At 44.4% G+C, this 24,098-nt stretch carries 23 protein-coding genes; 9 read left to right on the top strand and 14 right to left on the bottom strand.

Annotation, left to right across the window (positions count from 1 at the left end; genetic code table 11):
• Positions 1-71 precede the first annotated feature (71 nt).
• The 5 genes from VIC_RS23685 to gap form a co-directional block, all read right to left on the bottom strand.
• Entirely contained in the window at positions 72-998 is a 927-nt protein-coding gene (locus VIC_RS23685; protein WP_006962935.1) for a ChaN family lipoprotein, read from the bottom strand.
• An 83-nt stretch (positions 999-1,081) separates the two neighbouring features.
• The gene (rlmA, locus tag VIC_RS23680; RefSeq protein WP_006962934.1) at positions 1,082-1,906 is read right to left on the bottom strand and encodes a 23S rRNA (guanine(745)-N(1))-methyltransferase; all 825 of its coding nucleotides are present in this window, start codon (positions 1,904-1,906) and stop codon (positions 1,082-1,084) included.
• A gap of 120 nt (positions 1,907-2,026) precedes the next feature.
• Positions 2,027-4,063, bottom strand: a complete 2,037-nt coding sequence (locus tag VIC_RS23675) for a methyl-accepting chemotaxis protein (protein ID WP_006962933.1) — start codon at positions 4,061-4,063, stop codon at positions 2,027-2,029.
• A 238-nt stretch (positions 4,064-4,301) separates the two neighbouring features.
• Complete coding sequence (locus VIC_RS23670) at positions 4,302-5,186, bottom strand: D-hexose-6-phosphate mutarotase (protein WP_006962932.1); 885 nt, start codon at positions 5,184-5,186, stop codon at positions 4,302-4,304.
• 155 nt (positions 5,187-5,341) lie between these two features.
• Positions 5,342-6,337 carry a type I glyceraldehyde-3-phosphate dehydrogenase gene (gene gap, locus VIC_RS23665; RefSeq protein WP_006962931.1) on the bottom strand — a complete coding sequence of 332 codons (996 nt, stop codon included), beginning with the start codon at positions 6,335-6,337 and terminating at the stop codon, positions 5,342-5,344.
• A gap of 336 nt (positions 6,338-6,673) precedes the next feature.
• Here gap and msrB point away from each other — a divergent pair, with 336 nt between their 5' ends.
• Entirely contained in the window at positions 6,674-7,093 is a 420-nt protein-coding gene (msrB, locus tag VIC_RS26465) for a peptide-methionine (R)-S-oxide reductase MsrB (RefSeq protein WP_006962930.1), read from the top strand.
• 38 nt (positions 7,094-7,131) lie between these two features.
• On the opposite strand, the gene VIC_RS23655 is transcribed toward msrB, so the two are convergent.
• Positions 7,132-7,953 carry a DUF2989 domain-containing protein gene (locus tag VIC_RS23655; RefSeq protein ID WP_021454951.1) on the bottom strand — a complete coding sequence of 274 codons (822 nt, stop codon included), beginning with the start codon at positions 7,951-7,953 and terminating at the stop codon, positions 7,132-7,134.
• 107 nt (positions 7,954-8,060) lie between these two features.
• Between VIC_RS23655 and VIC_RS23650 the strand changes: the two genes are divergently transcribed.
• Entirely contained in the window at positions 8,061-8,348 is a 288-nt protein-coding gene (locus VIC_RS23650) for a YeaC family protein (protein ID WP_006962928.1), read from the top strand.
• Positions 8,349-8,414: 66 nt separating this feature from the next.
• On the opposite strand, the gene VIC_RS23645 is transcribed toward VIC_RS23650, so the two are convergent.
• The 4 genes from VIC_RS23645 to VIC_RS23630 all read right to left on the bottom strand — a co-directional run bounded on the left by VIC_RS23645 (position 8,415) and on the right by VIC_RS23630 (position 11,507).
• Positions 8,415-8,909: a YchJ family protein gene (locus tag VIC_RS23645; RefSeq protein WP_006962927.1), complete on the bottom strand. Its 495-nt coding sequence runs from the start codon at positions 8,907-8,909 to the stop codon at positions 8,415-8,417.
• A gap of 18 nt (positions 8,910-8,927) precedes the next feature.
• Complete coding sequence (locus tag VIC_RS23640) at positions 8,928-10,145, bottom strand: EAL and HDOD domain-containing protein (RefSeq protein WP_006962926.1); 1,218 nt, start codon at positions 10,143-10,145, stop codon at positions 8,928-8,930.
• Positions 10,146-10,209: 64 nt separating this feature from the next.
• The gene (gene lpxH / locus VIC_RS23635; RefSeq protein WP_006962925.1) at positions 10,210-10,956 is read right to left on the bottom strand and encodes a UDP-2,3-diacylglucosamine diphosphatase; all 747 of its coding nucleotides are present in this window, start codon (positions 10,954-10,956) and stop codon (positions 10,210-10,212) included.
• 56 nt (positions 10,957-11,012) lie between these two features.
• Positions 11,013-11,507 carry a peptidylprolyl isomerase gene (locus VIC_RS23630; RefSeq protein WP_006962924.1) on the bottom strand — a complete coding sequence of 165 codons (495 nt, stop codon included), beginning with the start codon at positions 11,505-11,507 and terminating at the stop codon, positions 11,013-11,015.
• Positions 11,508-11,710: 203 nt separating this feature from the next.
• Here VIC_RS23630 and cysS point away from each other — a divergent pair, with 203 nt between their 5' ends.
• Positions 11,711-13,093: a cysteine--tRNA ligase gene (gene cysS / locus VIC_RS23625; protein ID WP_006962923.1), complete on the top strand. Its 1,383-nt coding sequence runs from the start codon at positions 11,711-11,713 to the stop codon at positions 13,091-13,093.
• A gap of 71 nt (positions 13,094-13,164) precedes the next feature.
• Complete coding sequence (locus VIC_RS23620) at positions 13,165-13,743, top strand: thymidine kinase (protein WP_021454953.1); 579 nt, start codon at positions 13,165-13,167, stop codon at positions 13,741-13,743.
• Positions 13,744-13,833: 90 nt separating this feature from the next.
• Here the strand turns inward: VIC_RS23620 and infA are convergent, their stop codons facing one another.
• From infA to aat, 3 genes are all read right to left on the bottom strand, one after another.
• Complete coding sequence (gene infA, locus VIC_RS23615) at positions 13,834-14,052, bottom strand: translation initiation factor IF-1 (RefSeq protein ID WP_001040192.1); 219 nt, start codon at positions 14,050-14,052, stop codon at positions 13,834-13,836.
• Positions 14,053-14,132: 80 nt separating this feature from the next.
• Positions 14,133-14,831, bottom strand: a complete 699-nt coding sequence (locus VIC_RS23610) for an arginyltransferase (RefSeq protein ID WP_006962921.1) — start codon at positions 14,829-14,831, stop codon at positions 14,133-14,135.
• The gene (gene aat, locus VIC_RS23605; RefSeq protein WP_006962920.1) at positions 14,828-15,550 is read right to left on the bottom strand and encodes a leucyl/phenylalanyl-tRNA--protein transferase; all 723 of its coding nucleotides are present in this window, start codon (positions 15,548-15,550) and stop codon (positions 14,828-14,830) included. The genes VIC_RS23610 and aat overlap by 4 nt, the downstream gene beginning before the upstream one ends.
• Before the next feature lie 17 nt (positions 15,551-15,567).
• On the opposite strand from aat, the gene VIC_RS23600 reads away from it, so the two are divergent.
• Complete coding sequence (locus VIC_RS23600; protein WP_019277764.1) at positions 15,568-16,023, top strand: outer membrane lipoprotein; 456 nt, start codon at positions 15,568-15,570, stop codon at positions 16,021-16,023.
• Between the two features lie 159 nt (positions 16,024-16,182).
• The gene (gene aroA / locus VIC_RS23595) at positions 16,183-17,463 is read left to right on the top strand and encodes a 3-phosphoshikimate 1-carboxyvinyltransferase (protein ID WP_006962918.1); all 1,281 of its coding nucleotides are present in this window, start codon (positions 16,183-16,185) and stop codon (positions 17,461-17,463) included.
• Between the two features lie 44 nt (positions 17,464-17,507).
• Here aroA and VIC_RS23590 read toward each other — a convergent pair whose 3' ends face one another.
• Entirely contained in the window at positions 17,508-17,756 is a 249-nt protein-coding gene (locus VIC_RS23590) for a YciN family protein (RefSeq protein ID WP_006962917.1), read from the bottom strand.
• A gap of 365 nt (positions 17,757-18,121) precedes the next feature.
• On the opposite strand from VIC_RS23590, the gene topA reads away from it, so the two are divergent.
• From topA to glgA, 3 genes are all read left to right on the top strand, one after another.
• Positions 18,122-20,749 (top strand): type I DNA topoisomerase, encoded by a 2,628-nt coding sequence (gene topA / locus VIC_RS23585; RefSeq protein WP_006962916.1) that lies wholly within the window; start codon positions 18,122-18,124, stop codon positions 20,747-20,749.
• 519 nt (positions 20,750-21,268) lie between these two features.
• Positions 21,269-22,486 (top strand): glucose-1-phosphate adenylyltransferase, encoded by a 1,218-nt coding sequence (gene glgC / locus VIC_RS23580; RefSeq protein ID WP_006962915.1) that lies wholly within the window; start codon positions 21,269-21,271, stop codon positions 22,484-22,486.
• Entirely contained in the window at positions 22,476-23,933 is a 1,458-nt protein-coding gene (gene glgA, locus VIC_RS23575) for a glycogen synthase GlgA (protein ID WP_006962914.1), read from the top strand. Before glgC ends, glgA begins: the two co-directional genes overlap by 11 nt.
• The last annotated feature ends 165 nt before the right edge of the window (positions 23,934-24,098 follow it).

Genomic DNA, 24,098 nt, shown 5'->3' with positions numbered 1-24,098 from the left:
ACTGCTATTTATTGAATTTACATGATGTTAGTTCAATGGATCTTATCAAAGTGAGCAAAATGGATGCCGGGTTAGAGGCAAGATAAATCCTCGTTTCTTTTCGTTAGGCTGTGGTATGCCTTCATTCGATTCTCCATTTGCACATATCGCGCTGGAGGAGCGAGTACCTCTAGTTGGTAGTCGTCGCTTTCAGAGATAACGTCACCTGTCGGCGTAATCACAACAACACGTAAATCTGGATTTCTAGAGAGAATCGATGCTTTGGTCCCTAATCCGTCTTCAATATGAAACTTGCCGGCGATATGAACGATCTGTTTGGAAGGGTTCTGCTCCAGATAGTGAGTCATACTTTCTGCCATGGTTTCATCCCAAGCCACCTGAGCGGCAAACTGTTTTTCTGTCTGTTCAGGTTTGCCATGGTGCATCGAAGCCATGAATTTATCTTTGTATGGGCTCGATGTGACATTCACTTTCTCGGCCACATTCGCGCGTTGCTCAGGGGGAAGTTTATCGAGGTAACCAACCCCTTGCCGCCCAATGCAGCGAACGATGGGTTTCGGCGCATTCGCCGCGATAACATCGAGCTGATTGGCTTTTGCCAGTTCAACTAGCGCGCGATAGTCACTTTCATAGTTTGGCCAAGCGCTGGCGTTTTTAATCAGCGTTTGCTCCCCAATTTCACCAGATAGGTACTGATTGACGATATCTTGGCTGTCACGTGAGAATTGCTCCATAGAGACAGCCACATTATGGCCTTGTGAAATAAGCGCTTTGACTAAGTCGGTTTGAAAGCGATGAACTCCGGAATGGGTATGCCATTCACCCACCAAAATAATGTCAGCTTTTTGAATGTCTTCGGGAAGACTGGTTAGCGAAACGGTTGTAGCGTGTGGGGTGAAGAGTTGATAGTCGTAGAAACTGGTTATTTCTTGATGAGGAGCAGTGGAACAAGCTGACAAAGTCAGACATGCCAAAGATATAGTGAGAAGCTTACGCATGAAATGCCTCCAAAATATGATGCGAGCATACTAATGGAGGCAGGAAGATAACTCAATCTAAATGAGAATTATTATCTAGTAAATTAATCAGGCTGTTTGCGATAGATACGAATCATAAAGTCTGCCTCGCATTCAAATAACTTAGCTGATTTCAGACGATCGCGCAGCTCTTCACTAGCTTTCCATGCAAAAGGTGTCATTTGGAGCAAATCATGTGCATCGCCACCTTGCAATGGCATTGTGTAAGTGAGTTTGAGTGTTTCTTCAAGACTAAATCCATCAATGATTTCTGCTTCTTCGCTATGCAATCTGACATCCTGATAGATACGTTCTCTAAGTTGGTAGAGGTGACGACCCGCAGGCGTGACTGTGATGACGACACCATTGCCATTCACGACTCGTGCTAACTCTTCTGCTTTACAAGGTGCATAGATACGTAGCACGGCGTCAAGGCTGTTGTCTGAAAAAGGCAGGCGAGTACTCGACGCTACGCTAAATGAACAGTTGGTATAACGTTTAGACGCGTAGCGAATAGCCACTTTAGATATATCGAGACCATAAGTTACTGCTTGTGAGTGCTGTATTGAAAGCTGCGTCGCGACTTCTGTGGTGTAGTAACCCTCACCACAGCCAATATCAAGTAACTGGTGCTGAGTGCCTTCAAGGTATTTAGCACAGATCTCAGCCACTTTCTCTTTCATCGGGCGATAGTAGTCTTTCTCTAAAAAGCGACGACGGGCCTGCATCATCTCTTTGTTATCACCCGGATCTTTAGAACGCTTATGCTGAACTGGCATCAAGTTGACGTAGCCTTCTTTGGCTAAGTCAAAAGCATGGTTGTTCTCACAGCGATAGGTGCGCTCAGTGAGTGACAGGCTTTGATGACATAAAGGGCAGGTATAAGACATAACGATCTCAGGATGACAAAATGAGCGCGAATTCTAACAGGAACCGTGTTTTCAGACTAGCATGGGAAGGGCGGCATAGAGGTAAAAAAGGGCAGAAAAAGTCCTGCCCGTTTTTTCGTATTAGTGGAAGAAGTCGACTTGTTGTTTCAACGAACCGGCTTGAGTTTGCAGCTCTTCAGCACTTTGAGTGGTCTTAGCGCTGGTTGCTCGGCTTTCTCGGTTCAATTCACTGATCGAATTTGCATTGGACGCAATCTCCTGTGATACATTCGCTTGCTCTTCAGAAGTCGCCGCTATCGTATCAGCCTGAGTGGCAATAGATTGCACTTGTGACGCAATGGCCTCTAGTGCTGAGCCTGCCTCTTGGGCTTTATCCAATACCTGATTCGCGTTACTTTGGCTCTGAGTCATCAGATTCACGGCGTTACCTGTAGACGTTTTTAGCTTCTCGATGATAGATACGACATCCTGAACAGACGTCTGTGTGCGATGCGCTAAGGTACGGACTTCATCAGCTACAACAGCAAAACCACGGCCTTGTTCTCCTGCACGTGCTGCTTCAATTGCAGCATTCAGAGCAAGCAGATTGGTTTGTTCGGCAATTTCGTCAATCATCTTTGTGACAGTCTGGATAGCTTCACTGTCTTTGTTTACCTGTTCAATGGCTTGCGCGGAATTATCTAGCTGATCATTCAACTGCGCGACATCAATACAAACTCCTTCAACTTTTTCTAGCCCCGACTGGCTATCTTCGTTGGTGAGACGGACGTTTTCAGCAATTGCTTCTACTTGCTCGGCTACTGATTGTGCGGAAGAGGCCATTTCTTCAATAGCAGTTGCGACTTGCTCAACCTGTTGCTGCTGTAGGTCTGATTGGCTGAGATTCTGGTTGGCATCCTGCGAGACACTACGCGACGCTTCCTGAACTGCGTCACTCGTAGAGCGAATCTCGCTGACCAGGGAGTTCAGTTGTCCTGCCATATTGGCGACGCCGTTATTCAGGTTAATGATTTCATTCTTAGATGCTTTGCCTGTCGCTGGTATATCTAAACTTACTTCACCTTTTGCTAGGCGAGACATATACCCGTTCAGTACCGTTAGTGGTTTGAGGTTACGGTTCAGGAAAATAGTCAAAATGATGAAGGTGGCAATCGCCACTACCGTAGCAATCGTAATGATCAGCTTGAGCAAGGTGTCACTGCCTTTGGTGACTTCTTTGATGAACGTCCCCCCAAGCAGCTTCCAGTCCCAACCAGGTACTTCTGTGTAGACTAGATATTTCTCTCCAACCGTACCCTGATACTCGTATGGGTAACGGATCAGACCACTTTTCTGTTCGAAAATCTGATGAAAAGGTTTATTGCCATTGTAGTCGGCGACATCGATGATGGGTGGAGCGTTTTCATCATGAATTGGGTGCAATAGGTAGCGACCCAAATTGTCCTCACGGTTATCTACCACAATGCTATATCCCGTATCGCCCCATTTTATTGAACGTAATGATTCAAAAAGATCTTGGGTCGCTTGTTCGACTGGTAGCCCGATGAAGGTGATGCCACTCACGTTGCCCTGATAGTCTTTGAGGGGGGCGTAATAGGTAATATAGTTTTCGCCAAAAAGCTTAACTTGAGCGTAGTAAGGTTGGCCGCTCATTAGCTTGTTATAACCCGGATGGTTTTTGCCTAATGTTGTACCAACCACGCGAGTACCTGATGGGTTTTTGAGTGAAGTTGAAACACGAATAAAGTCGCCATCTAACGGAGCAAATAGCGTGGCTACTGCCCCTGTATCACGGGTAAAACTATCAACCAGTTTTTCATCATTGATCAGGCTCTCACCATATTGAGTCACATTTAGAACCTGTTTACCATTGAAGTCGACGGTGTAGTCTTCAACATAGACGCCTGCCAGATAACCGTTTCTAAAGGTGGATTCCAAAACTTTTGCGGTATGAAGGTAAGCGTTAAATTGGCCGGCAATGGTCATTGCCATTGCTTCGACCTCTGATTGGTGGCCTTTAAGTGTGGTATCAAGGAGCACTTTAGAGGCATTACGGTAAACGAGGGTAGCGGTCCCTACAAAAGAGACCAACAAGCAAAGCAGTATCACCAACTTTAATTGAAAGCCAACACTTTGGTTTTTGAATTTCTCGAACATTTTTTAATTATCCTGTCTTTAGAGACGTGTCTTATCGCTGAAAAATAGAGCTCTTATTGTAAATTAAGAATAATAATAACGACTTATCCATTTGCTAAAATTGATTCCTATTAATTATTCAAACAATAAGCAAGTCAAAAAATGTGTTTGTACAGCGGGTGTAGAGTAAAAGACCTGAGCGGGCATAGAATAATTTCGGGAGGGAGGTACTGCAGGCTAATAGCCTGCAGAAAAAGAGTTATTGAGCGGAAATAGAGGTGATAAGTTGATGTGACTCACCAGGTTGAAGTGTTTTTCCTAGTTCAATGCTTGGTGCGTGAAGAGTAGATTCGACACACATCATTGTTAAATACCCGTCATTCGTCATATCTGACATAGATTCAGCACCTTGTGCCCATGGGTTCCATAATACAGCCGAGTTGTGGCCTTGGTTCTCCACGCTTAGTGTGCGATCCAACACTGGATCTTTCACTAAAATTTGCGCTTCTGGTTGAGTGTAAACACGGTCGATAGTATCAGTAAGTTGAAGAACCTTGTCACCTTGGCAGATTTCACCTGCTTTTAGGCTATCGATGTACTCAGAGCCCATCCCAGTAGTTTGTGCTTGTTTGATGTTGCCTACGTTAAGATACGTGTGCAATGCCCCTGAAAATGCCCAAGGTGTCGTATCAGTATTGGTGACGTCGAGCGTCACTTTAAGCTCGTTGCTGACTTCTATTATTAAACGCGCATCAAATTTATGTGGCCAGATTGATAGCGTTTGCTCTGAAGGTTTCAGTTCGAGCTCAATCACAACTCCTTGTTCATTTTCACGATGTTGTAGCAGTGACCACTCACTGGTACGAGCAAAGCCATGTGCAGGCGCAGCAATGCGGCCAAACCAAGGCCAGCAAATTGGAATGCCACCACGAAGCGCTGCCTTACCATCAAAAATGGCGCTGTCGCTCATCCAAATCAGATCTTCTTGGCCTGCTGGTGTGAACGATACGACATGGCCACCGTGTAGCGCGATGCCTGCCGTTGCTTTTTCATGAATAACGCGGACGACTTTAACCTGATCAACTTCAACGATAGTGACGTTGTCAGATAACACGGTTAGGGCTGGGAGAGTTTTTAAATCCATGTGTAGTTTCCTATCGCTGGGGAGAGCTTTTCGACATACTTCGCACATTATTTGCAATGTCGAGTTTGTATAACCTCAAAGTCCAGATACAAAAAAGGCGACTCTAGAGCCGCCTTTTCTTTAACGAAGTTATTCGCTAATTGCTAACTATCTAATTACTTAGAGATGTGAGCGATTAGGTCTAGAACTTTGTTTGAGTAACCGATTTCGTTGTCGTACCAAGATACAACTTTAACGAAGTTGTCAGTTAGAGCGATACCAGCTTTAGCATCGAATACTGAAGTTTGAACTTCGCCGATGAAGTCTTGAGAAACAACTTGGTCTTCAGTGTAACCTAGAACACCTTTAAGCTCGCCTTCAGAAGCTTCTTTCATAGCTGCACAGATAGCTTCGTAAGATGCGCCTTCTTTTAGGTTAACAGTTAGGTCAACTACAGAAACGTTAGCAGTTGGTACGCGGAAAGCCATACCAGTTAGTTTGCCGTTTAGTTCTGGAAGAACAACGCCTACAGCTTTAGCAGCACCAGTTGAAGATGGGATGATGTTCTGAGAAGCACCACGACCACCGCGCCAGTCTTTAGCAGAAGGACCATCTACAGTTTTTTGAGTTGCTGTAGTAGCGTGAACTGTAGTCATAAGGCCAGATTCGATACCGAACTTGTCGTTAAGAACTTTAGCGATAGGCGCTAGACAGTTAGTTGTACAAGAAGCGTTAGAAACGATGTCTTGACCAGCGTAAGTGCTGTCGTTAACACCCATTACGAACATTGGAGTTGCGTCTTTTGAAGGACCAGTTAGAACAACTTTCTTAGCACCAGCAGTGATGTGCTGACGTGCAGTTTCGTCAGTTAGGAAGATACCAGTTGCTTCAGCTACAACGTCAACACCGATTTCGTCCCACTTAAGGTCAGTTGGGTTACGCTCAGCAGTAACACGTACAGTCTTACCGTTAACGATTAGGTTACCACCTTCAACTTCAACAGTACCGTTGAAACGGCCGTGAGTTGAATCGTACTTAAGCATGTATGCCATGTACTCTACATCGATCAGGTCGTTGATACCTACAACTTCGATGTCGCTACGCTCTTGTGCTGCACGGAATACGAAACGACCGATACGGCCAAAACCGTTAATACCTACTTTGATAGTCATTATAGTTGCTCCACAACTTAATTTCTGATTAAAGATAACTGGTAGTAAAATTACAGAATCCAGTCAAAATCTGCAACAGATAATCGGACTTAACTTGTTTAAAGTCAAAAAAAAGCGTCGCTTTTTTTCACAATCAGTCGTAATTGACTATCTTTTGAACGGATTATAGGTTTCTTGTCTAACCAGTTGACGTAAAATAGATCAAACGCTTTCACTTTTGATCAAAGTTTAAGCGTCCTTTTATGGATTCAAAGTATGTGCTACAAACAATAAATTGCGCAAGTTTTTGAGAAAAAAAGTCACAGTAATAGTGATTAATTCGGAGAAAAAGACAAAGTGGAACAGGATAATAAAAAAGTCATCAAACCAAATGAATACTGGCGTGAAAAGCTTTCTGAAGAAGAATATCGAGTATGTCGAGAGCAGGGAACAGAAGCACCGTTCACAGGTAAGTTACTGCACAACAAGGAAACTGGGGTATATTCTTGTACTTGCTGTCAGGCCCCTCTATTTCAATCAGATAACAAGTATGATTCCGGTTGTGGTTGGCCAAGTTTTGATGCCCCTATTAATGATCAGGCTATTCGTTATTTGGAAGATCTAAGTCACGGAATGGTGAGAACAGAGATTAGATGTGCAGCTTGTGATAGCCACTTAGGTCACGTTTTTCCAGATGGGCCAAAGACAACAGGCGAAAGATTCTGTGTAAATTCTGTGTCGTTAATTTTCAACAATTCAATAAAAAGCGGTGATTAATTCACCGCTCATTGTTTAATCCTTTCAACTTGTCGACGCTAATTGAAGCTAGGAACCATATTTCTTTGATAAGTGCCGCTATCTAGTGCGCTTTCAATATTATCGGCAATACCGTCAAGCTGTTTGTACTTGTCCTTACTGAACCCGTAAAGAATCTGCATTTCTTGCTCTGAGCCAATAATGGGTACTTCAAAGCGATTTGCGACCATTGCCCAGATATAAGCTTGTTCTTTGCGATTCAATTGATAGGTAATGCTGGCGAGTGTTTTGAAGATATCCGTGTTGAGGTTCTTGCCTTTACTCAGCTCAAGTGATTTGTTGAGCAAGTTTATGGTTTTCTCCAGATCGCGGCTGGTATAGAAAGTCGCCAGTGCATACTGCATTTCTGGCGTGTCTAAAGCGGGTGTACCTTCGAGTTGGAGGAAGCTTCTTTGCGCTTCATCATCGCCAGTTTGGCTCCATAGAAAATAGAGTGATTCTGGTGAAGATGACTTGCGAATTCGTTCGACTAATTTTTCCAGGTCTTCGCCGGAGTTAATCAGCGCGTTAAATCGGCGCTCTTTGAGTCCGGCTTGCTCAATCGGTTGGATTTGCGATGCCAACTCAAGACATTTCTTATACGCGGCCAGAAAATGGTATTCATCAATAATATTGCTGTCGGTCGGTTGTTTACGTACTTCATTCCGATGCCAAATCAAATCGGTTCTAGGAACACGGCATTGACCATCGTTCATATTAAGCCGTTCACATTGTAAGCTAGGGTTGTCTGCGCACAGTTTGTCGGTGTTCTGACGGTTTTCGAAACACCCTGATAACGCAATAGCCAGACTGAAGATTAGTAGTGCTTTTATATGATTCATATTTTGATTTGCTTGTGATCCGTTACACTTATTCTTGGGTGCAATCTTGACTCAGAATGCCAGCCAGTTATGTTCTTTCCATCTCAGTTACAACTTAAGGATAGACCATGGACGCAGAGCAGTTAATTAATGCCATTACACCAGAGGCATACGAGCGTCTACTCTATGCTGTAGAAACGGGGAAGTGGCCTGAGGGTACACCACTTTCTCAAGAGCAGCGAGATTCGTGTATGCAAGCTGTGATGTTGTATCAATCTAAGCACAATGCAGAAGCACAACATATGACAGTGGCCCAAGGGGGCGAGATCAGTTTTAAGTCAAAAGCGGAACTGAAAAAGCAATTCAAGCAAGATCAACAAGATATTGTGAGAGTTAACCCAAATAAGGACGCTTAGTGCTTTACTAAGCTCAGAAACTAAAAGCAGGATAATCATCCTGCTTTTTTACTATCTAGCCTGTAGTTAACCGCAACATTTCTTAAACTTTTTACCGCTACCACAAATACACGGATCGTTTCGGCCGACTTTGAAACTCTTTATAGTTTGATTGAGCCGTGGATCAATGTCTGGCTCTGGAAACGTACCGTCAATGTAATACCATAGCCCATTTTCTCGCACAAAACGTGAGCGCTCTTCGAGACAGTGCTGCACGTTATCTTCTTTGAAATAAGCCTTGAAGGTAACGAAGCCTTCGTCTTTATCGCTGCCTGCTTCTGTATTGATGACTTCAAGTTTGCACCAATCGCTTTCTATCGATTGTTGAATCCCTTCACGTTGTTCAGTGGCATTGCAACTTGGATGATAAGTATCTACGACGTAATCGACCAGATGCTTAACGTGTGCGCTATAGCGGGAGCGCATTAATTTTTCAGGAGTTGTGGCTTTAGAATGATCGAGGTGAATTGGCTCGCAGCATTCGCTGTAGCTTTTTTCTGTACCACAAGGGCAGTGTTGCATGATGGCTCCAATGAAGCGCTATTTTGTTGATACTGAGAGAAGATCTGCAGTCCATTTAACGGATGCGTCATAGCTTTTACTTAAATCTTGTGGATTCAAGCCTAAAGACCCGCTAAGGTCGGATACCTCTTCCCAATCAGCTAACTCATACGCTTCGGTTAACATGAGAATGCTGCCTAGTATGCCTTCATTCTGCGTCAATGCCAGCTTTACGGTTTCTTCAACAGGAATTTCATTCACTATCAGCTCCAACGGCTTATCTAGAAGGCTATCTAGCAGCGAGAACATACCGGTAAGAAAGGCCTGCCCGGATTCGAGCTCAACTTGTAGTTTTGCACCGATCAGCTCACAGAAGCGAGCGCGTTGAATAGATAGCCCGTACAGGTAGTCGGGTTTACTATCCTGAGTCGATGCCAGAGATACCAAAGAAATAAATTTACGCAACTTGTCTTCACCAAGATAAACCAATGCTTGGTGGAAAGACTGAATTTGTGTCTGTACGATGGCTGAGGAATTGACAAAAGTCAGGAGTTTATAAGAAAGCGACAGATCTTTGCTGATCAAAGATTCAATTGCGTTGTAGTCAATGTCCTGTTTCGAAATCTCCGTCAACAATTGAATTACCGTCATGAACGAAGGTTCCAGCGCCTTTTTGCTGATCATTTCAGGCTTGCTAAAAAAGTAACCTTGGAAGTATTCAAACCCAGCTTCTTTCGCTTGTTCAAATTCTTCATAAGTCTCAACTTTTTCGGCAAGGAAACGAATGTTACTGCCCTTGAGTCGCTTCATGAAAATATGGGCTTTCTCAATTGGCACTAATCGGATATCAAACTTAATCAACGCGACATAAGGAAGAAAAGGGCGCCACTCCTTATTAGGGATAAAATCATCTAGTGCAATGGTATAGCCTTTGGCTGCCATATCTTTTATTGCATCAAGCAGTTCTTCAGTTGGCGGGCAGTCTTCTAATATTTCGACGACAAAGTTTTCTGAGGGAAACAACGTTGGCACTCGATTTAATAGGCTTTGATACGGGAAGTTAACGAAGCCAAGTTTGTCCCCGAGCGTCTCGTAATGCGTATTAAGGAAGTGATCAGACAGCAATCGACTGGTGGCTTGTTCTGGATCTACCTCAGGAAAGGTATTTTTAGGACCATCCCTAAAGAGCAGTTCATAGCCAACAGTCTGTTTGTCACTGTTCAGTATCGGTTGTCTGGCAATATATGAGTTTTTCAAAACCTAGTTCCAACGTCTCTTATATTTTTCTGGACCAGCCAAAATCCAATGATTATTGAACCGTTTAAACAACCTTTTCTTGAGAAGGTTGAAATGGCCTAGCTTGTAACTCGAAGTTATTTTTAGCATAGACCAGAACTGAACCTTGGGTGTACCAATCCCCTAAAACAATGCGGGTTTTTTTATGATTGTGCGCGGTGAATACATGGACATCAGGGCGATGAGTGTGTCCATGAATCATCAAATCGACGTTATGGTGTGCCATGACCGCTTCCACTTCTGTTTGTGTCACGTCCATGATGTCGAGTGATTTGGTTTGTTTGTCGGTACTAATATCAGATTGAACTTTCGATACAATCTTCTTTTTAATAAACATTGGGATGCGATTAAACAACCATTGTAGCCATGGTTGATGCACTTTCTCTCGATACTGGAGATACTTTACATCCTCAGTACACAGTGTGTCCCCGTGCAAAACCACGGCTTTTTTGCCGTACAGGTCAATCACTGTCTCATCACCCAGTAAGGTGACACCAGTTTGCTTGGCAAAGCGCTTACCGACGAGGAAGTCGCGATTACCTTGTGTGAAGTAGCAAGGTACACCAAGAGAGGTCAGTTGCTTGAATTCGCGACGAATTTGCTTGGCAAAATCTGAGCGGTCATCATCGCCAATCCAAAACTCGAACAGGTCGCCGAGAACGTATAAGGCGTCAGCATGAACGGCTTCTTCACGCATAAAGCGAATAAAGCAATCAGTGATGTCTGGTGTGGTAGAAGAGAGATGGAGGTCTGAAATAAATAATGTGGTCATATTTTATTAACCTGAAGAAACAACGAGGGAGAGCGTAGTGCTCTCCCTGACAATCATTATTCTTCGATTGTGGTACCTGTGATGACAACGTCTTCAAGAGGTACGTCTTGGTGCATGCCTTGAGAACCTGTGCTTACACCTTTAATTTGGTTAACGATATCCATGCCTTCAACCACTTCAGCGAATACACAGTAACCCCAACCGTCTAGGCTCTCGCTACGGAAATCTAGGAAAGTGTTGTTGTTCACGTTGATGAAAAACTGTGAACTTGCTGAATGCGGTTCCATGGTACGTGCCATTGCTAGCGTGCCCACTTTGTTGCTCAGGCCATTGTTCGCTTCGTTTTTGATTGGTGCGCGAGTTGCTTTTTCACGCAGACCAGATTCCATGCCGCCACCTTGGATCATGAAACCGTCGATAACACGGTGGAATAGCGTGTTGTCGTAGAAACCATCACGGCAGTACTGCAGGAAATTCGCGCATGTTTCTGGTGCTTTCTCTTCGTTTAGCTCAACTTTGATGTCACCAAAATTAGTGTGAAGGGTGATCATGATGATGTCCTTTATTTATGACTTTGACTTAAAAACTGAATTCTATATTAACTTTTGCCACTTTTATACGTGAAAAGTGGCTCTCTAGAGGTGAATAATGAGTTTGGTGGTGTCTTTTTAAGCATTTCAGGGATGACCTGAAGGTAAGCATATTGGTATACTGAGCCACTATTTTGTTTCACCTAAATAATTAGATAGAGATCATGTTAAAGATATATAACACACTCACAAGACAGAAAGAGGAATTCAAACCAATCAATGCTGGCAAAGTTGGCATGTATGTCTGTGGAGTAACCATCTACGATCTCTGTCACATCGGTCATGGTCGTACATTCGTTTCTTTCGACGTAGTGTCTCGTTACCTGCGTTACCTTGGCTATGATCTGACCTTTGTTCGTAACATCACCGATATCGACGATAAGATCATCAAGCGCGCCAATGAAAACGGCGAGAGCTGTGACTCTTTAACAGAGCGCCTTATTGGTGAAATGCACGCTGACTTTGACGCTCTGAATATGAAGCGCCCAGATGTTGAGCCACGTGCGACAGAATTTATTGCTGAAATTATCGAGCTGGTTGAAAAACTGATCGAGCGCGGTTTTGCATACGTTGCTGACAACGGTGACGTCATGTTTGAAGTTGGCCAGTTCGACGAATACGGTAAGTTATCTAAACAAGATTTAGATCAGCTTCAGGCTGGCGCTCGTGTCGATGTAGAAAGCGCAAAGCGCAGTCCGCTAGACTTTGTGCTGTGGAAAATGTCAAAGCCAGGCGAGCCAACATGGGAATCGCCATGGGGCGCGGGTCGTCCAGGTTGGCATATTGAGTGTTCAGCAATGAACTCATCAATCCTAGGTAATCATTTCGATATTCACGGTGGTGGCTCGGATCTTCAATTCCCGCATCACGAAAATGAAATTGCTCAGTCATGCTGTGCTCACGACACTCAATACGTGAATACTTGGATGCACAGTGGCATGGTGATGGTCGACAAAGAGAAGATGTCGAAGTCACTGGGTAACTTCTTTACCATTCGCGATGTGCTTGGTCATTATGATGCCGAAACGGTTCGCTATTTCCTAATGTCAGGTCATTACCGTAGCCAACTGAACTACAGTGAAGAAAACCTGAATCAGGCTCGTGCATCTCTTGAGCGCCTATACACCTCGCTACGTGGTTTGGACCTAACAGTCCCAGCAGCTGGTGGTGAAGAGTACGTTAAGCGCTTTACCGAAGCGATGAACGATGACTTCAATACGCCAGAAGCATATTCAGTGTTGTTTGACATGGCTCGCGAGATTAACCGCATTAAGAACGATAACTTAGAGCAGGCGAGTGCGATGGGTTCATTAATGCGTGAATTGGCAGATGTGATAGGTATCCTTCATCAAGAACCAGAAGCGTTCTTGAAAGGTGATGCAGGTAATGATGATGAAGTGGCTGAGATTGAAGGGCTTATTAAACTGCGTAACGACTCGCGTGCGTCTAAAGACTGGGCAAATGCCGATATGGCGCGCGACAAGTTAACTGAGATGGGAATCGTGCTTGAAGATGGCCCAGAAGGGACGACTTGGCGCCGTAAGTAACTGAATTTTGTTGAGGGCTGTTGATTCAGCCCTTTTTCTTTTTATTTATACATTTATATGGGTAGCAATCAGTGGCTCAGATGTACTTCTATTACTCTGCGATGAATGCGGGTAAATCCACCACTCTTCTTCAATCCTCATTTAACTACCAAGAACGAGGCATGACGCCCGTGATTTTTACCGCTGCGTTAGATGACCGATATGGTGTCGGTAAAGTGAGCTCTCGTATCGGCTTGCAGTCGGATGCTCAACTGTTCCGCCATGACTCTGATCTCTATCAGGATATTGCCGCCTTAAACGAGGTGGAAAAGCGCCACTGTATTTTGGTTGATGAATGCCAGTTTTTGACTAAAGAGCAGGTTTACCAGCTGACAGAAGTGGTGGACAAGCTGAATATCCCAGTGCTGTGTTATGGCTTGAGAACGGATTTTCTGGGCGAGTTATTTGAAGGCAGTAAATACCTTTTGTCTTGGGCAGATAAGCTGATTGAGCTGAAAACTATTTGTCACTGTGGACGCAAGGCGAACATGGTTATTCGTACGGATGAACACGGAAACGCCATTGCTGAAGGTGATCAGGTAGCGATTGGTGGTAACGACCGTTACGTCTCAGTGTGCCGTCAGCATTACAAAGAAGCGCTCGGTAAATAGCAGCACAAATACTAGACAACAAAAAACGGAGCTTTGAGCTCCGTTTTTTGTTGTATTCGACTAATTCGGATTGCGCAAAGCAATCAGAGATTAACGAGCACGGAAGACGATGCGACCTTTAGATAGATCGTATGGAGTCATCTCTACAGTTACTTTGTCACCAGTAAGAATACGGATGTAGTTCTTACGCATTTTACCAGAGATGTGAGCAGTAACTACGTGACCGTTTTCTAGCTCAACACGGAACATTGTGTTTGGAAGAGTATCAAGGACAGTGCCTTGCATCTCAATTACGTCTTCTTTAGCCATTTAATCCTCTTTTAAAAATGGATAATTTCAACCGGCTAATTTCGCCGATAAAAATGAAATAAGTAAAGTTGGGGCGTATTCTACCCTTGCCAACGCTGATTTACTAGCCTTTGATGGCGCTGAAAGCGGACTTTGTAATTCATTGCAGGGCATTCGTCAATCTGATAACCCAAATAGAGCCACTGTTTTCCTTGCTGCTGGCAGTATTCGAGCTGAAACAACACCCCCAGTGTCCCCAAAGATAATTCGTAATCTGGGTCAAAAAAGGTGTAAAACGCGCTGGCTGAGTTGGACAAAATATCAGTTACTGCTATGGCAATGAGTCGATCTTGGTCATAAACATGCAGATATTGAGTATTGAGCCAGTGACATTGTGAAAACTGGGCAAACTCATTTTGTTTAGGCGGGTACATGGTGCCATTGCTATGGCGAGCCTCAATATACTTTGAATAGAGCTCAAACCAGCCTGGAATCATTTCATCTCGTAATTCCCATTTTAGGTGTTTGGCTTTATTTCTTAAGCGTTTTTGACTCTTTGAAAGCTGGATGTCAGGCACAGAGACTCTAAGAGCTTGGCAAGATTGGCACTGATCGCAATGAGGTTTATATATCGTATCACCGCTACGACGAAAGCCATTCGCCAGCAGAACTTCATAACTTGATACTGTGTGCATGGTTGGATCTAGGGCCACAGCAACACGTTCTTGCTTGTCTTGAAGATAACTACAAGGGTGACTATCTGTTAACCCGATACGGATTTGTTGCAGATCAGAACTCATTGATTCTCCCCTGAAGACAGCTCAAGCCACTGAGCTTTAAAGCTGTTTTCAACAACCTTTTCCTGTCTTAAGGATAGCAGGCTTTGCATGAAGTCATCTCTATCGAGTTCCTGAGCACCAAGGGATTTCAAATGTGGATTCATCACCTGACAATCGATTAATTGCCCCTTCATCGACTTAAAATGTTCGCAGAAATACCATAACGCGACCTTGGAAGCGTTGGTTTCTCGGCTGAACATCGACTCGCCGCAGAAAACCTGTCCTATAGATAGGCCGTACAAGCCCCCAATAAGCGCTTCATCTTTCCACACTTCCACTGAATGGCAGTGCCCTAGCGTTGCCAGTTTCTTGTATGATGCGCGCATTTCTTCATTGAGCCAGGTTTCGTGTTCTGGCCGCATTGATGCGCAATGATCGATAACAGCCTCGGTCGCAAGGTTGATGCTGATCTGATATTGATGCTTTTTCTGAAACTTTTTAAGACTTTTAGCGGGTTTGAATGTCTTAGGATCAAACACTGCTCTCGGTGATGGACTCCACCAAAGAAGAGGCTCACCTGGCCCATACCAAGGGAAAATCCCATTCTGGTAAGCGAGCAATAGACGGTCAGGAGACAGGTCGCCACCGAATGCAAGCAACCCATTTGGATCATTTAGGGCTTCGTATGGAGATGGAAACCAAAGTTTGTCTTCGTCGAGTTCAGTTAAATAAATCGCCATGACGCAGGAGAACTATGATGAAAAAATGGCTTTGGATCTTATTCATTTTTCCGCTCGTTGCCAATGCAGCATATGAGAGAAATCAAGCCAGACCTGTGAATCAAGTCGTGTTTGGTGAAGTTGATTCCGTTCGCTATCTCACTCAACAAGATATTGTTAAAGCTGAATCTTCTGGCTGGGAAACGCTGCTTGGTGCTGTCGTGGGCGGCGTTATCGGCAATCAATTTGGTGGTGGGACCGGCAAACAAGTCGCCACTGGCGTTGGCGCTGTGGCAGGAGCAGGCATTGCACACAATCGCGCTAATCAAGAATATAAAGTGGAGTACAAGCTGGTCGAATTGTTGATAAAAACGGACGACGATAAGCTGATCGATGTCATTCAGGATGTCGACAACACTATGTTGTTTGAGCGGGGCGACAAGATACGAATCCTGTATTTCGATAACGGTGTTAGAGTTGATAAAGAGTATTGATTCGCCCTGTGTATTGCTATTGCATAAGCCAAATAAAAGATCACGACTAATTGTGATTTTGGTCTAGTTTTAGATGTCGATTTTAGATAGGCTGCAACTACGAAGAATTTTTCATCGCTTGCTTAGGAAGGCAAAGCGATCAAGGAATAACTGAATTTAATGGAAAGCCTTACGTTACAACCTATCAACAAAGTCAATGGTGAGGTCAACTTACCCGGTTCTAAGAGCGTTTCTAACCGTGCGTTATTGCTAGCAGCACTCGCTAAAGGGACGACTCGTCTAACTAACCTTCTAGACAGTGACGACATTCGCCATATGCTGAATGCACTGACTCAACTTGGTGTGAATTATACGTTGTCGCAAGACAAAACGGTTTGCGAAGTGGAAGGGCTAGGTAAAGCCTTTGATGCTCCGGAAGCATTAGAGCTCTTCTTAGGTAATGCAGGTACGGCAATGCGACCTCTCGCTGCTGCTTTATGTTTGGGTAGCGGAGAGTATGTGCTGACGGGCGAGCCTCGTATGAAAGAGCGCCCGATAGGCCACCTAGTTGAAGCCCTTCGTCAGGCTGGTGCTGATGTTGAATACCTAGAAAATGAAGACTTTCCTCCACTGAAAATTAAAGGAACGGGCCTGAAGGGCGGTACGGTTGAAATTGACGGTTCGATCTCAAGTCAATTCCTGACGGCATTCTTGATGTCTGCGCCGTTGGCACAAGACGATGTAACCATTAGAATCGTTGGTGAGTTGGTGTCGAAGCCATACATCGATATTACTCTGCACATCATGTCGCAGTTCGGTGTTGAAGTAGAGAACAATGACTATCAGGAATTTGTCATCCGTAAAGGTCAGTCTTACGTTGCTCCGGGTGATTTTCTGGTCGAAGGCGACGCCTCTTCTGCTTCTTATTTCCTGGCTGCTGCTGCTATTAAGGGTGGCGAAATTAAAGTAACAGGGATTGGTAAGAAGAGCATCCAGGGTGATATCCAATTTGCTGATGCGCTAGAAAAGATGGGTGCTGAAATCGAATGGGGTGACGACTACGTTATCTCTCGTGTTGGCGAACTGAATGCGGTTGATATGGACTTCAACCATATCCCTGATGCTGCAATGACAATTGCTACTACCGCACTGTTCGCTAAAGGCACAACGGCGATCCGTAATGTCTACAACTGGCGAGTGAAAGAAACTGATCGTTTAGCAGCGATGGCAACAGAGTTGCGCAAAGTAGGCGCAGAAGTGGAAGAAGGCGAAGATTACATCGTTGTGACACCACCTCAACAGCTAACTCATGCGGCTATTGATACCTATGATGATCATCGTATGGCGATGTGTTTTTCTCTGGTTGCGTTGAGTGATACACCTGTAACGATCAATGACCCGAAATGTACGTCAAAGACCTTCCCTGATTACTTTGACAAGCTGGCTTCACTGAGCTGCTAACATAATGAACCCTGATGCTCGTCATCAGGGTTTTATTCTGCTTTCTAATTTTCTAAGGTAAATTCTTTCGACAGTTGATGCGCTAAGTATTTGAACATATTAAATACAGCGGTAGTGTTTGCTGTTGGCAGACCTGCATCATCCAAAAAGTAATTTCCTTTGAATACTAAAACTTCATCTTTTTCTTCGACGCTGTCTGCTCGCATTCCTTCAACATAGTCTTCATGCTCCTGAATGATGTGGTTGGCTATCAGCAACAATTCGAATTTGGAAATGACTTTCTTCTCGCTCATATTTATCACTCGCTTATCAACGCGTTTATATAATAGAGGGGATTGTAGAAGGGTTAATAACGAAAGCAATTGCGTCAGATCAATCTAGCTTGTCCCAATGTTAAACGGGCAATGCGATGGGTTTTGTGACCGAAGGCAAAAATTTTTTTGTTGTACTAGCGGAAGCATCTTTGCCACGTTTAGTATGTGGCACTTTCTAAGCATCGAGACAATTACCATTCGTCGAATTGTCGACCAGTCAATGTTGAATTTAAAAAAAGATATTGATCTTCTTGGTTTCTCGCTCAATAGTAAAAAAAGAAGCAATATATTAAGTATGTCGTGCGTTAAATCGCCGAAATCATATTAAGGACACTTGAGTCAATATGGGTAAGTCACTCGTTATTGTGGAGTCGCCGGCTAAGGCTAAAACCATCAATAAGTATTTAGGTAAGGACTTTATTGTTAAGTCCAGTGTGGGTCACGTACGCGATCTACCTACCGCAGGTCAGAGTACCGGCCAGAAGGCAGCGGCTGTCTCTACGAAAGGTTTGAGTGTTGAAGAGAAAGCTCGAATCAAGAAAGAAAAAGACCGCAAAGCGCTGATCAAAAAAATGGGCATCGACCCATTTAACGGCTGGGAAGCGAATTATCAGGTCTTGCCTGGTAAAGAAAAAGTGGTTGCTGAGCTACAGAAGCTCGCGAAAGACGCAGATAGCGTCTATCTCGCAACCGATTTGGATCGCGAGGGAGAAGCTATCGCTTGGCACCTTCGTGAGATCATCGGTGGCGATGAAGAGCGATACAAACGAGTTGTCTTTAACGAAATTACTAAGAACGCGATTCAACAAGCTTTCCAGAAACCGGGTGAGCTTAGTATGGATGGCGTTAACGCCCAACAGGCACGCCGCTTTATGGATCGTGTTGTGGGCTTTATGGTTTCACCACTGTTGTGGAAAAAGGTCGCGCGTGGCCTGTCTGCTGGCCGTGTTCAGTCGGTGGCGGTAAAACTATTGGTGGAGCGTGAGCGCGAAATCAAAGCGTTTGTTCCAGAAGAGTTTTGGGATATTCACGCGGATACTAAAACTGCTAACAAAACGGATTTCCGTCTTCAGGTTGCCCAGAAAGATGGTGTGGCATTTAAGCCGTCGAATGAAGCTGAAACGCAGTCAGCGATTGCTGTGCTGGAAAAAGCAGCATACGAAGTTTGCAAACGTGAGGACCGCCCAACGTCGAGCAAGCCTTCTGCTCCGTTCATTACGTCAACGCTTCAGCAAGCAGCCAGCACTCGTTTAGGTTACGGCGTTAAGAAAACGATGATGTTAGCTCAGCGTCTGTATGAAGCGGGTTATATCACGTATATGCGTACCGACTCGACGAATTTGAGCGCAGAAGCTGTAGAAACCGTTCGTGGATTCATTGGCGATGAGTACGGTGACGCTTACCTTCCGGCTAAACCTAATGTGTATGGCAGCAAAGAAGGTGCGCAGGAAGCGCACGAAGCAATCCGACCTTCAGATGTGGCAGTTAAAGCTGACGATCTGAAAGGCATGGAAGCGGATGCGCATAAACTGTATTCACTTATCTGGAATCAGTTTGTCGCGTGTCAGATGACACCTGCAAAGTATGATTCTACGACAGTGAGCGTCAAAGCTGCTGAGTACACGCTTAAGGCCAAAGGCCGCATTCTTAAGTTTGATGGTTGGACTCGTGTTCAACGTCCACTAGGTAAGAATGAAGACCAGATCCTGCCTGCCGTTCAGGTTGGTGACAAGGTTGATTTGATTCAATTAGATCCTAAACAGCACTTTACCAAACCGCCTGCACGTTTCACTGAAGCGGCTTTGGTTAAAGAGCTTGAGAAGAGAGGCATTGGCCGTCCGTCAACGTATGCGTCTATCATTTCGACCATTCAGGATCGTGGTTACGTTAAAGTTGAACAACGTCGATTTTACGCTGAAAAAATGGGTGAAATCGTAACGGATCGCTTGGATGATAGCTTCCATGAGTTGATGAACTATGAGTTTACGTCTCGCATGGAAGAAAAGCTTGACCAAATTGCTGAAGGTGAAGCGAACTGGAAGAAGGTTCTGGATAACTTCTTTGGTGACTTTACTGGAGATCTGGAAAAAGCGGAGCAGGATGAAGATCATGGTGGCATGAAGCCAAACCATATCGTCTACACCGATATCGAGTGTCCAACTTGTTCTCGTGAAATGGGTATCCGAACAGCATCGACAGGTGTATTCCTTGGATGTTCAGGTTATGCATTACCACCAAAAGAGCGTTGTAAGACCACCATCAATTTGGGTGACGAAGAAGGCATCATTAACGTTTTAGAAGAAGACGTTGAAACAGCAGCACTTCGTGCGAAAAAGCGTTGTCCGATTTGTGAAACCGCAATGGACGCTTACCTGATCGACGATAAGCGTAAGCTACACGTGTGTGGTAACAACCCTAATTGTGATGGTTACATCGTTGAGCATGGCGAATACAAGGTGAAAGGGTACGATGGCCCTGTCGTTGAGTGTGATAAGTGCGGCAGTGACATGGTTCTGAAGAACGGTCGCTTTGGTAAATACATGGACTGTACTAGCGAGACATGTAAGAACACGCGCAAAATCCTTAAAAACGGTGAAGTTGCACCGCCTAAAGAAGACCCAGTTCATCTTCCTGAGTTACCGTGTGAAAACTCAGATGCATACTTTGTATTGCGTGATGGTGCTTCTGGTCTGTTCTTGGCGGCAAGTACTTTCCCTAAATCGCGTGAAACTCGTGCTCCTCTTGTAGAAGAGTTGGTTCGATTTAAAGATCGTATTTCTCCTAAATTCCATTATCTGACAACAGCGCCTGAAAAAGATCCAGACGGTCTTCCTATGGTAGTGCGTTTCAGCCGCAAATCGAAAGAGAACTATGTTCGATCTGAGGTTGATGGCAAACCATCAGGCTACACAGCGTTGTATATCGATGGTAAATGGGAAATTACCGATAAGCGTAAGAAGTCCGCAAAGTAAAGCCATTAATCCTACATTTAAAAAAGCAGCCTCTTTAGGCTGCTTTTTTATTATTCGTTGAGTAATCAATGGATATTGTTCAGAACAATGGATTAGCTAAGAAATGCATTCGGATTAGGTGATTCATGAAACTGCCATCTGCTCGTAATATCATCTTGGCAATAAATTGTGAACTGCGATCAAAGTCACCACTTTGTATGCGTCGTGTTAACGGCTTGTGTTAAAAGCCCTTGATTCTGTGAGCTGCTTCAGGGCAGGGCAAAGTAAACTTTGTCGCGTTCAAGGTATAGCATCTTTTAAATTGTAAATTTAACGAAATACGGTAATTTATAGTAAACCCTGTGCACAAAGAATTGATGATTATTAGACGAAACATAAAATGGATTTATGTTCGAAAAAACAGGCTAAGCATTCCATATCGTATGTCTGCGTGAAATCAGACTAGCAACTAGGAAGACAAAGATAAGTCCCCGAAATAGAAACTTATCCGCAATTAAAAATTATTATGGAGAATAAATAATGGCTGGTGTTTTAGGAATGATCCTTGCTGGTGGTGAAGGTTCACGCCTTCGTCCGTTGACAGAGTCTCGTAGCAAGCCCTCGGTTCCTTTTGGCGGTAGTTACCGTCTTATTGATTTCGCTTTAAACAACTTCGTTAATGCTGATTTGATGCGCATCTATGTGTTGACTCAGTTTAAATCCCAATCCCTGTTCCATCACCTTAAGAAAGGTTGGAATATCAGTGGCATCACTGATCGATTCATCGACCCAATCCCTGCGCAGATGCGCACCGGTAAACGTTGGTATGAAGGCACGGCGGATGCGATCTATCAGAACTTACGTTTTATGGAGTTGGCTGAGCCCGATCAAGTGTGCATCTTTGGTTCTGACCATATCTATAAAATGGACATCAAACAGATGCTCGATTTTCATAAAGAAAAACAAGCATCACTGACGGTTTCGGCATTGCGTATGCCACTGTCTGAGGCTTCTCAGTTCGGTGTTATTGAAGTAGATGAAGATGGACGAATGATCGGCTTTGAAGAGAAGCCAGCGCAGCCTAAGCCGATTCCTGGTGATCCTCAACATGCGTTGGTTTCAATGGGTAACTATGTATTTGAAGCCCAACCACTGTTTGCTGAACTGATTGAAGACGCGGATAACCCAGACTCTTCTCACGATTTCGGCAAAGACATCATTCCAAAAATGTTCCCGCGTGGTGATGTGTTTGTTTATGATTTCAGTACCAACCGAATTACTGGCGAGAAAGAAGAAGTTTATTGGCGTGATGTCGGTACGATTGATGCCTACTGGCAGGCGCACATGGACTTGCTTGAGAAAGATGCTCCATTCTCTCTTTATAACCGAAAGTGGCCTCTTCACACATTTTACCCAGCACTACCGCCTGCAACATTTACTGACTCGGATAATGGCCGTGTGCAGATCATTGACAGTCTAGTATGTAACGGCAGTTATGTTCGTGGCTCACGAATCGAAAAATCTGTACTAGGTTTCCGCAGTAATATTGCATCTGCGTGTGATATTAGCGAAAGTATCCTTTTGGGCGACGTGAAAGTAGGCGAGGGTTGTGTACTACGTCGCGTCATCATCGACAAAGACGCAGATATTGCACCTGGTACGCAAATTGGTGTGAACCTCACGGAAGACAAAAAGCACTTCCACGTCTCTGATGATGGTATTGTTGTCATTCCTAAAGGAGCACGAATTGGCTACTAAGAATTTATCTATTCTGTTTGTAGCATCGGAAGTTGAAGGACTCATCAAGAGTGGTGGCTTGGCCGACGTGGCCAAGGCGCTACCCGAGGCTCTCCTCAAACTTAATCAAGATGTACGAGTAACATTACCTGCTTATCAAAAAATTCCTCAAGTCACATCAGCTCCAGTGGTGTTGAAGACGACACTCGCGCACTGGCCTCATACTGAGTATTTGGTTCGGGAGCTGCACGTTGCAGGCTTAAAAGCCTACGCGATTGATTGTCCTAAGTACTTTGATCGTCCAGAGATGTATGCCGAAAACAATCAGGCATACAGCGACAATGGTGAGCGCTTCGCTTTCTTTAGTGCTGCCTGTCTGGATATGTTGCCTAAGCTGGGTTTCCAACCGGATATTATTCACGCTAACGACTGGCATACGGGATTTGTCCCTTATCTGCTCAAACACCGATATGGCCGCACAGACTTTTTTGCACAAACCAGAAGTATCCTGTCTGTGCACAATGCGGTATTTAAAGGTGTATTCAGCTACGAGGAGCTTCAGGTTTTGCCTGAAATGCATACTCGCTACGCACCGGACGCGGCAGTAAGCTCAACACACGTAACCATGTTAAAAGCGGGTGTGATGAATGCTGACAAGATCAATGCAGTCAGCCCAACTTATGCAGAAGAGCTCAAAACAGAACTAGGTAGCCATGGTATGGCTGCTGAGTTCAAACAGCGAGAAGGCGACTTAGTTGGTATATTGAACGGCTGTGACTATTCTGCTTGGAATCCGGAGACTGATCATTACTTGCCAACCAATTACAAGGCGAATCGTCAAAGTATGGTGCGCGGCAAAAAAGCCTGTAAGCGAGCTCTTCAGGAGCGCGTTGGCTTAGCAGAAAATGACGGCGCAGTGTATGGCATGGTATGTCGGCTGACGAACCAGAAAGGTGTCCATTACTTACTGCCGATACTCGACCAGTTTTTGCGTTATGAGGTTCAGCTGGTCATTGTTGGTACAGGTGACCCAGTTCTGGCATCTAAGCTTAAAGATATCGAAGCCTTACACAGTGATAAGTTCAAGTTTATAGAGGCCTACGACAACGAATTGGCTCATCTGGTGGAAGCTGGGTCTGATTTCTTCCTAATGCCGTCTGAGTTTGAACCCTGTGGCTTAAACCAGATCTACAGCATGGCTTATGGCACATTGCCGATTGTTCGGGGTGTTGGAGGATTAAAAGACAGTGTTAACGATTATGATGCTGATCCAGAGACCGCTACTGGCTTTGTGTTTGAACTGCCAGAGCCTAAAGAACTGCTTTTAACGCTGCAACGCTCATTGCTGTTGTACGCTCAGCAGCCCGGTGAACTCAAGCGTGTTCAGTTATACGCAATGCAACAAGATTTTTGCTGGAACAAAGCGGCGGATGAGTATTTGAGTTTGTATCACAGTGCATTAGATTGATAACAATTACTATGAAAAAAGGCGCCTATATGGCGCCTTTTTTGAGTTAAATTTAGGGTTAATTTGTGGTAATTGTGGGCTTAATTGGCATAAGCTGACTTAAAAGATAGAGAGTTTGTGATACTCTGCCCGACACAAAATTATTGACCTAACTGATTGCGAGAA

Origin of the sequence: Vibrio coralliilyticus ATCC BAA-450 (genome assembly GCF_000176135.1) — a bacterium.
GTDB lineage: Bacteria > Pseudomonadota > Gammaproteobacteria > Enterobacterales > Vibrionaceae > Vibrio > Vibrio coralliilyticus.
The sequence above is the reverse complement of the archived record's forward strand: the minus strand, read 5'-3'. Positions and strand labels throughout refer to the sequence as shown.